The organism is Polymorphospora sp. NPDC051019 (assembly GCF_040683055.1).
Taxonomy (GTDB): domain Bacteria; phylum Actinomycetota; class Actinomycetes; order Mycobacteriales; family Micromonosporaceae; genus Polymorphospora; species Polymorphospora lycopeni.
This window is the reverse complement of sequence record NZ_JBFBCH010000005.1, coordinates 182,570-195,589: the sequence shown is the minus strand read 5'-3', so window position 1 is coordinate 195,589 and position 13,020 is coordinate 182,570. Positions and strand designations below refer to the sequence as shown.

Here is a 13,020-nt window from a genome sequence, read left to right as displayed (position 1 = left end):
GATGCTACGGGTGGCGTAACGACAACGGGTGGCCCCGGTTGTGGCACGACAGGTCAGATCTCGGAGCCTTACGGATGATCGGCCCGAGCGGAATCTGCCCAGAAACAGCCTCAAATACCAGCAAAAGCCGGGTTTCGGTCGTACGTCAACAACCGCAGCCGCCGCCGCAGCAACCGCCCCCACCGGCAGGAACCGGGCCGCTGCCAGCGGTTGTGCCACCCCGGCCGGTGAACGCGACGGTGGAAAGCAGCTTCACCGTGTCGGCGTGACCCTGCGGGCAGGTCGCGGCCGAGGAAGACTCGGCCATCGGACGGTTGACCTCGAAGGTGCTGCCGCACGCGCGGCAACGGAACTCGTACCGGGGCATGCCGCCAGGGTACGGCTGGACCTGACGAGTTGCGCGCGATGGGTAATACTCGACAGCGTGACAGGCGGGGAGGAAACACCGGTGGCACGACGACTACGTCCGGCCGTACCGGCATCCGCCGAGTTGGCGGCGGCCGGGCCGCTGGCCAGTTCGGGCGCCGCGCCCGACGACGCACCGCCACCACCGGTGCCCGCCCAGCCGGGCAAGCCGCCGACCGAATCGACCACCTCCGACGCCACTCCGGCGGCCGAGGCGCCGCGGTCGCAGAGCCCGACGACCGGGCCGGACGCACCGGCCGCGCCGGCTGAACCACCGACGGGCGACCCGGCCACGACCGACCGACCGGCGACCGCCGAGAGTGCCGACCCGACACCGGCCACGGACGGCAAGGACGGCACCGACCGGCCGGCAGCGGGCGGCGCGTCGACCACCGCCGTCGCCGCACCGGCCGGCAGCCCCGCCACCGGCGGACCGGACCCGGCCGGCACCCCGGCCGCCATCGACGCGGCGGCCCCGCCCGCCGGGACCGCCGAGGGTTCCACCCCGGCCGAGGGGACCGGCACCGCCGATCCCACCCCGGCCACTGATCCCGCCCCGGCCGCCGGGACCGGCGCCGGCGATCCCACCCCGGCCGCCGGGACCGACGCCATCGATCCCACCCCGGCCGCCGGGACCGACGCCATCGAACCCACCGCCACCGCGCCGACCAGCACCGGCAAGCCCGACGACACCGACACGAAGATCGACCTGACTCCCGTCCCGGCAGCCGCACCCGCCAGCGACGCTCCGACAGCACCCGTCGCCGCCGTCGCACCCAAACGCCGCAGCCGGATACGCGTCCCGTTCGCGCACGCCGTACGCCGGCCGACCCGGCAGGCCGCGGCGTCCGCGGCCCGGTCGGTCGGTGCCTGGTCGCGCCGGCCGAGCGGCCGGCTCACCCTGCCCGCGCTGTTGCTGTTGCTGGTCGTCGCCGCCACCGGCACCGCGGGCGCCGTGATCGTCCCGGCGATCGCGCCGGACCCCACTCCGGTCGCGGGCCCGGGTGAGGTCTCGCCCGACCCCGACCTCGAACTGCTGCCGACCCTGCCCACCACGGCACCGACCACCTCACCGGGCGCGGTGCCGGGACTGCCCCAACCGACCGGCCGCCCGGCCGACGTGCTCGCCGGCTGGGCGCAGCAGACCGGCGAGCGGATCGGGGTGCCGGCGGTCGCGGTCCAGGCGTACGGCTACGCCGAACTCGTCGTCAGCCGCACCACGCCGAACTGCCGGCTGACCTGGACGACACTGGCGGCGATCGGGCTGGTGGAGTCCAACCACGGCCGGGCCAACGGGGCGTCGCTCGGCCCGGACGGCAAGGCGATGCCGCCGATCATCGGCCTGCCGCTCGACGGCCAGGGTGGACGGCAGCGGATCGCCGACACCGACGGGGGCCGGCTCGACGGCGACCCCGTCCTCGACCGGGCGGTCGGACCGATGCAGTTCATCCCCAGCACGTGGGCGATCAGCGGTGTCGACGCCGACAACGACGGGGTCAAGGACCCGCACGACATCGACGACGCCGCCCTGGCCGCCGCCAACTACCTGTGCAGCAACGGGCGCAACCTGTCGACGTCGCAGGACTGGTGGAACGCGATCCTTTCGTACAATGACGTCCGACAGTACGCACAGGCCGTGTTCGACGCGGCGAACCAATACGGGGCGGCCAGCCGCGCGTGAGCCGGCGTCACCGCCCGCACACATTCGGGGACTGAGCACTTTCGTCCGGGTCCGGTTAGCGGCAAGCTAGACGGGTGATTGTGCGCGAGTGGGATCCACGAACAGCGCCGGCCGACGAGATCGGGTCGATGTTGGACACGCTCAACGCGGTCGTCGCGGCGGACGTGCCGGAAGATCCGTTGTGGCAGGACAGCTTCCTGCGCGAATACCTGGCCGAAACGATGCCGGGTGAACGACGGATCTGCTGGATCGCGGAGGAGGAAGCAGGCCCCGACGGGCGGCCCGGCCGGCTGCTCGGTCACGTCAATGTCCTGCTCCTGGGTGACATCGGCGTCGTCGAACTCCTGGTCCACCCGTCCGTCCGGCGCACCGGGCTCGGTCAGCGGCTGCTCGCCAAGGCGGCCCGGCGGGCCTACAACGAGGGGTTCTCGTCGATCGGCGTCGAGGTCGTCGGCAACACGCCGGCGGTGGCCTTCTACGAGTCGCTGGGATTCATCCGCGAATACGTCGAAACGCGCAGCGTACTGAAGTTGTCCACGGTGGACTGGTTGACGCTGGGCGAGATGGCCGGGGGAATCGCCGCCGGCTACCGGGTCGAGTTCTACCCGGGCGGGCCGCCCGACGAGCTGATCGAGCCGTACGCGAAGGCGAAGGCAGAGGTCCGCGACATCGACGACGGCGACCTCGACCTGCGCCCGAGTTCCTACGACCCGCAGCGGCTGCGGGACAGCCTCGCCTGCCTGCGCCGCCGCGGCCTACAGCCCTACATCGTGCTGGCCATCCACGAGAAGACGGGCGAGGTGGCCGGCCTCACCGAGGTCGTCGTGCCGGCGCAGCACCCGACCCGGGCCGACCAGTACGACACGATCGTCGCCCAGGACCACCGCGGATACGGCATCGACCGGGCGATCAAGGCCCGAATGCTCTTCGAACTACGCGGCGCCGAGCCGAAACTCGCCGAGGTGCAGACCTGGAACGCGCAGGCCAACGAGCCGATGCTCAAGGTCAACGCCGAACTCGGCTTCCTCGCCGACCGTGAGTGGTGCGAATACGGCATCGACGTGGCCGAACTCGTACACCGGTTCAACAACCGCGACTGAACGGGGCGCCGCGGCGGCGGTCTGTCGCCCCGGCCTGTCGGGTGAGTTCACCCTTCGGACCACTGTGGGATAGACGTCAGCCAGCGACGGGCCTTAACGTGCGTTGACTCCCATTCACCCAACGTGGAGGCTTGATGCGCCCGCGCCGATTGTGCGCCGTACTCACCGCGACCGCAGCCCTGACCGCTGCGGCCGGTCTCGCACCGACTGCGGCACTCGCCGCACCCACCGAGCTGCTCATCTCGGAATACATCGAAGGCTCGTCCAACAACAAGGCGATCGAGATCTACAACGGCACCGGCGCGGCGGTCAACCTCGCCGCCGCCGGCTATTCGCTACAGGTCTTCTTCAACGGCAGCACCACCGGCACCAGCTTCCCGCTGACCGGCACGGTGGCCAACGGGGACGTGTTCGTCTTCGCCCACGCCTCGTCCGGGACGGCGATCCTCGCCCAGGCCGACCAGACCACGACCGCCGGGCTGTTCAACGGCGACGACGCGATCGTGCTGCGCAAGGGCAGCACCGTCGTCGACTCGATCGGCCAGGTCGGCAACGACCCGGGCACCGAGTGGGGCAGCGGGCTGACCAGCACGGCCGACAACACGCTGCGTCGCAAGCCGTCGGTCACGACCGGCGACACCAACCCCGACGACGCGTTCGACCCGGCGGCCGAGTGGATCGGCTACCCGGTCGACACGTTCGACGGCCTGGGCTCGCACACCGTCGACGGCGGCGGCCCGGTCGACCAGCCGGCGACGCTCAACTGCGGTGGCGCCCTCGTCACGCAGGCCGGCACCGCCGCCAGCCGCGAGGTGACCGCCACCGACGTCGACGACACCATCGTGGACCTGGCCGTCACCGCGGTCAGCCCGGCCCCGTCGGCCGGCAGCATCTCCCGTACGGCGTTCACCGCCGCGTCCGCTGTCGGCGGCACCGCGACCGCGACCGTCACCGCCAGCGCCGACCTGCCCGGCGGCACCTACGCGGTGACGCTGACCTCGACCGACGCCGACGGCACCACCGCCATCTGCACCCTCAACGTGCAGGTGACCTCGGTCCTGTCGATCGGTGAGGTGCAGGGCCCGGTCTCGGACACCGCCGACGCCCGGCTGCACCGGTCGCCGCTCGCCCCCGCCTCCGGCAACGGCACGAGCAGCACCCTGCACGACGTACGCGGTGTCGTCACCCAGCGCACCCTGGCCCGCAACAGCTCGGGCGCCAACCAGTACGGCTTCTTCATGCAGAGCCGGCTCGGCACCGAGGACGGCGACCCGAACAGCTCCGACGGCATCTTCGTCTTCATGGGCGGCTTCGACACCCTGATCGGCGGCTACGCGCCGACCGTCGGTGACGAGATCGTCGTCCGGGCCCGGGTGTCGGAATACTTCAACCTCACCCAGCTCTCCAGCGCCTCGCTGGTCGAGAAGCTCGCCTCCGGACTCGACGTGAACACGGCGGTCAAGGTGACCGACGCGATCCCGCCGGCCGACCTGGCGCAGGCCGACCGGTTCTGGGAGCGGCACGAGGGTGAGCGGATCCGGGTACGCGCCGGCAGCGGCGCGATCAGCGGCCGCAACGTCTTCGCGTCGACCGCCGACTCGGAGATCTGGCTCGTCGACCGGGACGACCCGCTGCTCGACCGGGCCGACCCGTACGCCCGCCGGGTCTTCCGCGACACCCACGAGCTGGACAACCAGCCCGGCCAGGGCTTCAACGACGGCAACGGCCAGCGCATCATGTTCGGCACGATGGGTGTCAAGTGGACCGCGCAGGACAACACCGCGCTGCTCCCGCCGGCCCGCGCCTTCGACAAGCTGACCGGTGACGCCGTCGGCGCGCTCTACTACTCGTTCGAGAAGTACGGCGTACAGGTGGAGCAGGCGGCGTTCACCGCCGGCACCGACCCGGCGAAGAACCACGCGCCGCGGCCGGCGAAGCGGTCCGAGGAGTTCTCGGTCGCCGTCTACAACGTCGAGAACCTGTACGACTTCCGCGACGACCCGTTCGACGGCTGCGACTTCGCCGGCAACTCCGGCTGCACCGGGGTCAGCCCGCCGTTCGACTACGTGCCGGCCAGCGAGGCCGACTACCAGGCACAGCTCGGCGACCTGGCCGACCAGATCATCAAGGACCTGCACTCCCCCGACCTGCTGCTCATCCAGGAGGCCGAGGACCAGGACATCTGCACCGTCTCCGGCGACCAGCTCGTCTGCGGTGACACCAACAACGCCGACGGCGCCCCCGACACGCTGCAGGAACTGGCGTTGCGGATCAAGGCCGCCGGTGGACCGGCGTACGCCGCGGCGTACGACCGGAACGGCGCCGACGCCCGGGGCATCGTCTCGGCGTTCATGTACCGCACCGACCGGCTGACGCTGGCCGAGGCCACCGAGGGCGACGCGGTGCTCGGCTCCGCGCCGACCGTGCAGTACCGGTCCGCCGGGCTGCCGAGCAACGCCGACGTGCAGAACCCGAAGACCCTCAACGCGGTGCTGCCGGCCGACGTCGACCGGTCCACCGGCGTCGACGGGTCCAACGTCTACACCCGGGCCCCGCAGGTGGCGAAGTTCCTGGTCGCCGCCGCGCCGGGGTCGAACGACCGGTTCGCGCTCTGGGCGGTCAGCAACCACTTCTCGTCGACCCCGGACGCGCGGGTCGGGCAGCGGACCGAACAGGCCGCGTACGGGGCGGCGATCGTCGCCGCGATCGAGGCCGCCGACCCGCACGCCCGGGTGGCGTACGGCGGTGACCTGAACGTGTTCCCGCGTCCGGACGACCCGATCGCGACGGCGCAGAACCCGATCCCGTCGGACCAACTGGGCCCGCTGTACGACGGCGGCCTGCACAACCTGTGGGACGACCTGAACGCGGCCAACCCGTCGGCGGCGTACTCGTACGTCTTCGAGGGCCAGGTGCAGACGCTCGACCACATCCTCGTCAACGACGCCCTCTACGGCGACCTGATCGAGATGCGGGCCGCGCACGTCAACGCGGACTTCCCGGCCGACTACGAGGGCGACGGTTCGCGCGGCGCCAGCGACCACGACCCGCAGGTGGCCCGGTTCCACTCGCGGGCGGCGCTGTCGGTGGCCGACGTTTCGGTCGTGGAGGGCAACTCGGGCACCACCCCGATGACCTTCACCGTCGAGGTGTCGCGGCCGCTGAGCCACCCGGTGCTGCTCTGCGCCACCGCGCTGCCCGGCACCGCGCTGCCGCTGTTCGACTTCAACCTCTTCGCCGGCTGCAAGACGCTGGCGGCGGGGCAGACGTCGGTGACGTTCACCGTGCAGGTGCGTGGTGAGCGGGTGAAGGAGCGGAACGAGACGTTGAACTTCGTGGTCGCGGGCGTGCCCGGGCTGCGGACGCTGACGGCGACCGCCACCGGCACCATCGTCAACGACGACTGATCCGTACCGACACCGCGGCCCCCGTCGCCTCGCAGGGCGACGGGGGCCGTGTCGTGTTCGCGTTCGGGGGGTACGTCCTCAGCCGCCTGGGCGCGCACCGTCCGCGATGCCGAGATGCCGCGCGATCGCCAGCACCTGCACGGCCACCGCATCGACCTTGCCATCCAGCACGGTGACCTTGCCGTCCAGTGCCGTCACTCGGCCGTCCAGTACGGCGACCTGGTCACGCAGTTGTCCCATGCCCTGGCGCAGTTCCCGGATGTCCAGGCGCAGCTCGCGCTGCCCCTGCGACAGATCCCCGACAGCGTTGGTGAGATACGACAGACGTGCGTCGACCAACTCGAACCGCTGGTGGAACCGGGCAGCCTCGGATTCCAGGCTGTCGATTCGCTGAAGTGGAATCTTCACGCGCTCAGCGTGGCACGCCAGGTGGCCGGACCAGGGGCTTTGAACCTGGGCTCCACAGGGTTACGACATTCTTGCGACACCTGCGGTGGCAGAAATGACAGTCGCGACAGCGGGTCAGTATCCGGCGCGGAGCAGCCGGGCGGCTTCCACCGCCCAGTAGGTGAGGATGACCTGTGCCCCGGCACGACGGATCGACGTCAACGTTTCCAGCATGACCCGGTCGCGGTCCAGCCAGCCGTTGGCGGCGGCCGCCTCGACCATGGCGTACTCGCCCGACACCTGGTAGGCGGCGACCGGCACGTCGACCCGGTCGCGGACCGCGGCCACGACGTCGAGGTAGGGCAGCGCCGGCTTGACCATCACCATGTCGGCGCCCTCGGCCACGTCGAGTTCGACCTCGCGCAGCGACTCGCGCAGGTTGGCCGGCGACTGCTGGTAGCTGCGCCGGTCACCCTCCAGCGCCGACTCGACCGCGTCCCGGAACGGGCCGTAGAACGCCGAGGCGTATTTGGCGGCGTACGCCAGGATCGCCACGTCCTGGTAACCGGCCGCGTCGAGCGCGCGGCGTACGACGCCGACCTGGCCGTCCATCATGCCGGACGGCCCGACCACGCCGACCCCGGCGGCGGCCTGGGCCACCGCCATCTCGGCGTAGGCCGCCAGGGTGGCGTCGTTGTCGACCTCACCACCGGGGGTGAGCAGCCCGCAGTGCCCGTGCGAGGTGAACTCGTCGAGGCAGAGGTCGCTCATCACCACGGTGGAGTCGCCGATCTCGGCCACCACGTCGCGGATCGCCACGTTGAGGATGCCGTCCGGGTCGATGCCGCCCGAGCCGGTCTCGTCGCGGGTCGCCGGTACGCCGAAGAGCATGATGCCGCCGATCCCGGCCTGCACCGCCTCGACCGCAGCCTTGCGCAGCGAGTCACGGGAGTGCTGGACGACGCCGGGCAGCGAGGCGACCGGACGGGGCTCGGTGAGCCCCTCCTTGACGAACATCGGCAGCACCAGCTCGGCCGGCGCGACCCGGGTCTCCTCGACCAGCCGGCGCATCGCCGCGTTGCGCCGCAGGCGGCGCGGACGCATGTCCGGGTAAGACATCAGGAACTCCTCGGCGTCAGCGGAACCGCAGCGCGGTCGGCCCCTGCACCTTCGAGCCACGGCGCTGCTTGGCGGGCATCGCGGCCAGCTTCTCACGCAACTCCACGGCGTATGCCGCGAGCGCCTCGACCAGGTCGGGCACGGAGGCGTGCGGGGGCTGCACGTCGACCCGCAGCCCGAACTCGGTCGCGGTCTCCGCCGTCTTCGGGCCGATCACGGCGACGACGGTGCGGGCGTGCGGCTTGCCGGCGATGCCGACCAGGTTGCGTACGGTCGACGACGACGTGAAGAGCACCGCGTCGAAGCCGCCGGACTTGATCGCGTCCCGGATCTCGGCCGGCGGCGGCGCTGCCCGGACCGTGCGGTAGGCGGTGACGTCGTCGACCTCCCAGCCCCGTTCGGTCAGGCCGGCGGCCAGCGTCTCGGTCGCGATGTCGGCACGCGGCAGCAGCACCCGGCCGACCGGGTCGAGGATCTCGTCGTGCGGCGAGAACTCGGCGAGCAGGCCCTCCGAGGACTGCTCACCGGAGGGGATCAGCTCGGGCTGGATGCCGAAGGCGCGGACGGCGTCGGCGGTCGCCTCGCCGATGCACGCGATCTTGACGCCGCCGAAGTGCCGGGCGTCGAGCCCGTGCTCGGCGAACTTCTCCCAGACCGCGCGTACGGCGTTGACCGAGGTGAAGATCACCCAGGCGTAACGGCCGTCGACCAGGCCCTTGACCGCACGCTCCATCTGGGCCGGGGTACGCGGCGGCTCGACCGCGATCGTCGGCACCTCGCACGGGATCGCCCCGTACGCCCGCAGCCGTGCGCTCATCGCCCCGGCCTGCTCCTTGGTGCGCGGTACGAGCACCTTCCAGCCGTACAGCGGGCGGTTCTCCCACCAGCTCAGCTTGTCGCGCTGGGTCACGCCGGCACCGAGGGTGAGCACGACGCGGCCGGTGAAGCCGAGGGCGGCGGCGACGAAGCTGTCGACGGTCGAACTGGTCGTGTACTGCGTCTCGCCGGTGCCGTCACCGGTCACCGCGACCGGGGTGGTGCCGTCGACCCCGGCGGCGAGCAGCCCGTCACGGACGGCGGCGAGATCACCGGCGTCGACGGCGAGGGCGAGGGAGCCACGGTTGACCGCCGCCGAGAGGGCCTCGAAGTCGAGCGTGCCGACGTCGTCGACGTCGGCCGCGGTGCGTACGCCGGGCAGCGGCACGCCGGCGTAGGCGGCGACGCCCTCGGCCTGGCCGACGCCGGGCACCACCTCGAAGTGGACCGCGGTGCGGGCGACCGCCTGCACCTCCTTGACCACGGAGTCGTGGCCGAACGGGTCACCGGCGACGAGGTGTACGGCGGACAGGCCGGACCGGGCCGCGGAGATCAGCACCTTGGCGACGTCGCCGGGCGCTCCCTCGGCGGGCGTGAACTGCGCGTCTTCCTTGGCCTCGGCACGGATCGCGTCGAGCAGCGACTCCGGCACGCCCCGGTCGTAGATCACCTGGTCGGAGTCGACCAGGGCGTCGTGCGCCCGGCGGGTCAGCAGGCCGGGGTCGCCGGGGCCGGCCCCGACGAACGCGATGCGGCCTGCGGGCTTACGGGTGCGGGTCATTCTGTGCTCCCCAATAGGGTGTCGGCGCCGGCGTCGAGGAGGTCGGCGGCGAGCGCCTTGCCGATCTCCGCCGCGTCGGCGGGCGTTCCGGTGCGGGACAGCCGGAGGTCACGGACGCCGTCCGGGCTGATCACCGCCCCGCGCAGGTAGATCTCATCGCCGTCGTCGCCTTCGGCGATCTCGGCGTAGGCCGCGACCGGGGCACTGCACCCCGCTTCGAGCGTGGCCAGCAACGCCCGCTCCGCGGTGACCGCGGCCCGGGTCGGTGCGTGGTCGAGCGCGGCAAGCGACTCGACCAGGTCAATGTCCTCGGCCCGGCACTCCACCGCCAGCGCGCCCTGGGCCGGCGCGGGCAGCATCAGCATCGGGTCGAGGGTTTCGGTGATCTCACCGGCGCGGCCGAGCCGGGCCAGTCCGGCGCGGGCGAGTACGACCGCGTCGAGGTCGGCGGCGGGGCCGAGCACGCGCGCCATCCGGGTGTCGACGTTGCCCCGGATCGGGACGACCTCCAGTTGCAGGCCGAGGGCCCGGAGCTGGGCGATCCGCCGGAGCGCGCCGGTGCCGACGACGGCACCGGCCGGCAGTTCGGTCAGGGTACGGCCGTCCCTGGCGATCAGCGCGTCCCGCGGATCCTCGCGGGGCGGTACGGCCGCGATGTGCAGGCCGGGGTGACCGGCGGTCGGCAGGTCCTTGTAGGAGTGCACGGCGAAGTCGATCCGGTGGTCGGTGAGCGCGTCGCGCAACGCGGACACGAACACCCCGACGCCGAGCCGTAGCACGGGCGCGGAGGAGCGGTCGCCGGCCGTGACGATCTCGACCAGCTCGACCTCACGGCCGGTGGCGGCGTGCACGGCGGCGGCGACCAGCCGGGACTGGGCGAGCGCCAGTGCGCTGCCCCGGGTGCCGAGGCGCAGTGGTGCGTTCATCACCGTTCTCCGATGTCGGGCACGGAGTCGGCCTGGGCGCTGCCGGGCACCTCGAGGTCGAACAGTTCGCGCAACAGGGCAGTGTACTGGTCACCACCGGGCTCGGCGGCCAGTTGACGCGCGCGTACGGTCGGCGAGTGGAGCAACCGCTGGACCACCCGGTGGACGGTGTGGGCCACCTCGGCGCGCTGCTCCTCGCTGAGGTCGGGGCGGCGCTGGGCCAGCCGGCGCAGTTCGGCGGTGACCACGTCGTCGGCGCGGGCCCGCAGGGCGGCCACGGTGGGGGCGACGTCGGCACCGCGCAGCCAGGAAAGGAACGCCTCGACCTCGGTGGTGACGATCCGGGTCACGGCGAGCTGGTCGGCGGCGGCGGGACCGTCGCGCAACGCGGTGGCGAGGTTGTCGATGTCGACGACGACCACACCGGGCAGTTCGGCGGCGGCCGGCTCGACGTCGCGGGGCACCGCCAGGTCGAGCACGACCAGCGGGGTGTCCCGGTCGGCGAGGGCGGTCGCGAGCATGTCGCGGGTCAGCACCGGCTGGGTCGACGCGGTGGCCGCGACGACGACGTCGACGCCGGTCAGCGCGGCGGCCAGGTCCTGGTACGGCACGGCGCTGGCGCCGTACGACTCGGCGAGCCGGACGGCGCGGTCGTTGCCCCGGTTGGCCACCGACAGCGGGCCGACCCCGGCGCGGGACAGCGTGGCAACGGAGAGTGCACCCATGGCGCCGGCCCCGATCACCAGCGCCGGCCGGCCGGGGAGCCCGCCGTCGAGGTGGGTGGCGGCGACGTCGAGCGCGGCGGTGACCACGCTCTGGCCGGCCCGGTCGATGCTGGTCTCGGAGTGTGCCCGCTTGCCGACCCGCAGGGCCTGCTGCATGAGTTCGTGGAGCAGGCGGCCGGTGGCCTCGGCCTCGGTCGCCGCGTGGTAGGCGTCGCGGAGCTGTCCGAGGATCTGTGCCTCGCCGACGACCATCGAGTCCAGTCCGGCGGCGACCCGGAAGGCGTGTTCGACGGCGGCGCCGTCGTAGTGCACGTAGAGGCGGTTGGCCAGGTCGTTCTGGACACAGCCGGCGTGGGCGGCGAGCACCTCGCAGATGTCGCCGAGGCCGCCGTGGAAGCCGGTGACGGCGGCGTAGACCTCGACCCGGTTGCAGGTCGAGACGACGACGGCTTCGCCGATGTAGGGCTGGGCGAGCAACCGGTCCAGGGTTCGGGTGAGGTCGGCCGGCGCCACCGCGAGCCGCTCCAGGGTCGCGACCGGGGTGGTGCGGTACGACGCGCCGACGACGAGCAGGTTCACGAGCCGACCGCCTCCTGCGTGCCGGTTGCCGCGAGCCCGCCGGGCAGGGCCGTGAGACCCGCCGCCGGTCCGCTGGCCGGAATCCCGGTCAGCGAGGCCTTGCGGTGCTCGTGGAAGGAAAGGATCTGCAGCTCGATGGCGAGGTCGACCTTGCGTACGTCGACCCCGTCGGGCACCGAGAGCACGCACGGCGCGAAGTTGAGGATGCTGGTGACCCCGACCGCGACGAGCCGGTCGGCCACGCTCTGCGCGGCGGGCGCGGGGGTGGCGATCACGCCGATGGCGATCGCCTCCTGCGCGGCGATGGTCGCCAGGTCGTCGATGTGCCGTACGACGAGACCGTTGATTTCCTCGCCGACCCGCGACTCGTCGGCGTCGAACAGCGCGGCGATCCGGAATCCCCGGCTGACGAAACCGGCGTAGCCGGCGAGGGCGTGACCGAGGTTACCGACGCCGACGAGGGCGACGGCACGGCGCTGGGTCAGCCCCAATACGTATTCGATCTGGTCGATCAGCAGGGCGACGTCGTAGCCGACGCCACGGGTGCCGTAGGAGCCGAGGTGGGAAAGATCCTTACGCAGTTTCGCCGAATTGACCCCGGCGGCTGTCGCGAGCGCCTCGCTGGAGACGGTGTCGTGACCGGTCTCGGCCAGATTGTGCAGGGCACGGAGGTATTCGGGGAGTCTGGCGACCGTCGCTTCAGGCAGGTCCGGGAGCGCCGGAACAGCGCCGGTGTGACCGGACGCGCCTGGATGGCGGTGCTGACTCATGGGACTCCGTGCGGTGCGCTCATGGACCAGCCGGGCCGGCGGCTGAGGCGACCGGGCCGGCGGGTCGGATCGGCAACCCTCCCGCAACCGCCGTGACCGGCTGTGCTAGCAGGGCTCGTCGGGGTTACAGAGTAGGCGCTTGTGAAGGCGTGCACAAATCGCGATCTTGATCGACCACCGTGGTGATCCGCCCCACCTGCGGTTCGTAGATCACCTGGCAGACCGGCATCAGGGTCGCCCGTCGATTATTGCGCAATTCTGAACCAACCGGCCGTGATGCCACCGACATCGACCACGGTCCGCGACCGGGCGCCCCGGAGACCG

General features: G+C 72.1%; 10 protein-coding genes. 3 read left to right on the top strand and 7 right to left on the bottom strand.

What is annotated here, in order from left to right:
- Nucleotides 1-145: 145 nt before the first annotated feature.
- Nucleotides 146-367: a zinc ribbon domain-containing protein gene (locus tag AB0M79_RS12155; RefSeq protein WP_364211416.1), complete on the bottom strand. Its 222-nt coding sequence runs from the start codon at nucleotides 365-367 to the stop codon at nucleotides 146-148.
- An 81-nt stretch (nucleotides 368-448) separates the two neighbouring features.
- Between AB0M79_RS12155 and AB0M79_RS12150 the strand changes: the two genes are divergently transcribed.
- The 3 genes from AB0M79_RS12150 to AB0M79_RS12140 all read left to right on the top strand — a co-directional run bounded on the left by AB0M79_RS12150 (nucleotide 449) and on the right by AB0M79_RS12140 (nucleotide 6,593).
- Nucleotides 449-2,086: a lytic murein transglycosylase gene (locus AB0M79_RS12150; RefSeq protein WP_364211413.1), complete on the top strand. Its 1,638-nt coding sequence runs from the start codon at nucleotides 449-451 to the stop codon at nucleotides 2,084-2,086.
- Nucleotides 2,087-2,163: 77 nt separating this feature from the next.
- On the top strand, nucleotides 2,164-3,186 hold the full coding sequence (locus AB0M79_RS12145) for a GNAT family N-acetyltransferase (protein WP_364211950.1): 1,023 nt from the start codon (nucleotides 2,164-2,166) through the stop codon (nucleotides 3,184-3,186).
- A gap of 134 nt (nucleotides 3,187-3,320) precedes the next feature.
- Entirely contained in the window at nucleotides 3,321-6,593 is a 3,273-nt protein-coding gene (locus AB0M79_RS12140) for a lamin tail domain-containing protein (protein ID WP_364211410.1), read from the top strand.
- A 78-nt stretch (nucleotides 6,594-6,671) separates the two neighbouring features.
- On the opposite strand, the gene AB0M79_RS12135 is transcribed toward AB0M79_RS12140, so the two are convergent.
- From AB0M79_RS12135 to AB0M79_RS12110, 6 genes are all read right to left on the bottom strand, one after another.
- A complete protein-coding gene (locus AB0M79_RS12135; protein ID WP_364211407.1) occupies nucleotides 6,672-7,001 on the bottom strand; it encodes a hypothetical protein in 330 nt (109 codons plus the stop codon).
- Nucleotides 7,002-7,115: 114 nt separating this feature from the next.
- The gene (gene hemB / locus AB0M79_RS12130) at nucleotides 7,116-8,099 is read right to left on the bottom strand and encodes a porphobilinogen synthase (RefSeq protein WP_364211404.1); all 984 of its coding nucleotides are present in this window, start codon (nucleotides 8,097-8,099) and stop codon (nucleotides 7,116-7,118) included.
- A 16-nt stretch (nucleotides 8,100-8,115) separates the two neighbouring features.
- Nucleotides 8,116-9,696 carry a uroporphyrinogen-III synthase gene (locus tag AB0M79_RS12125; protein ID WP_364211401.1) on the bottom strand — a complete coding sequence of 527 codons (1,581 nt, stop codon included), beginning with the start codon at nucleotides 9,694-9,696 and terminating at the stop codon, nucleotides 8,116-8,118.
- Nucleotides 9,693-10,622 carry a hydroxymethylbilane synthase gene (gene hemC, locus AB0M79_RS12120; RefSeq protein ID WP_364211398.1) on the bottom strand — a complete coding sequence of 310 codons (930 nt, stop codon included), beginning with the start codon at nucleotides 10,620-10,622 and terminating at the stop codon, nucleotides 9,693-9,695. The genes AB0M79_RS12125 and hemC overlap by 4 nt, the downstream gene beginning before the upstream one ends.
- Complete coding sequence (locus tag AB0M79_RS12115) at nucleotides 10,622-11,926, bottom strand: glutamyl-tRNA reductase (RefSeq protein WP_364211395.1); 1,305 nt, start codon at nucleotides 11,924-11,926, stop codon at nucleotides 10,622-10,624. The genes hemC and AB0M79_RS12115 overlap by 1 nt, the downstream gene beginning before the upstream one ends.
- A complete protein-coding gene (locus AB0M79_RS12110) occupies nucleotides 11,923-12,696 on the bottom strand; it encodes a redox-sensing transcriptional repressor Rex (protein WP_357535608.1) in 774 nt (257 codons plus the stop codon). The genes AB0M79_RS12115 and AB0M79_RS12110 overlap by 4 nt, the downstream gene beginning before the upstream one ends.
- Nucleotides 12,697-13,020: the final 324 nt, after the last annotated feature.

What these genes read in the sequence shown, in the direction of transcription:
- AB0M79_RS12155 (WP_364211416.1), bottom strand. Translation starts at nt 367, where the DNA reads ATGCCCCGGTACGAGTTCCGTTGCCGCGCGTGCGGCAGCACCTTCGAG.
- hemC (WP_364211398.1), bottom strand. Translation starts at nt 10,622, where the DNA reads ATGAACGCACCACTGCGCCTCGGCACCCGGGGCAGCGCACTGGCGCTC.
- AB0M79_RS12125 (WP_364211401.1), bottom strand. Translation starts at nt 9,696, where the DNA reads ATGACCCGCACCCGTAAGCCCGCAGGCCGCATCGCGTTCGTCGGGGCC.
- AB0M79_RS12110 (WP_357535608.1), bottom strand. Translation starts at nt 12,696, where the DNA reads ATGAGTCAGCACCGCCATCCAGGCGCGTCCGGTCACACCGGCGCTGTT.
- AB0M79_RS12140 (WP_364211410.1), top strand. Translation starts at nt 3,321, where the DNA reads ATGCGCCCGCGCCGATTGTGCGCCGTACTCACCGCGACCGCAGCCCTG.
- hemB (WP_364211404.1), bottom strand. Translation starts at nt 8,099, where the DNA reads ATGTCTTACCCGGACATGCGTCCGCGCCGCCTGCGGCGCAACGCGGCG.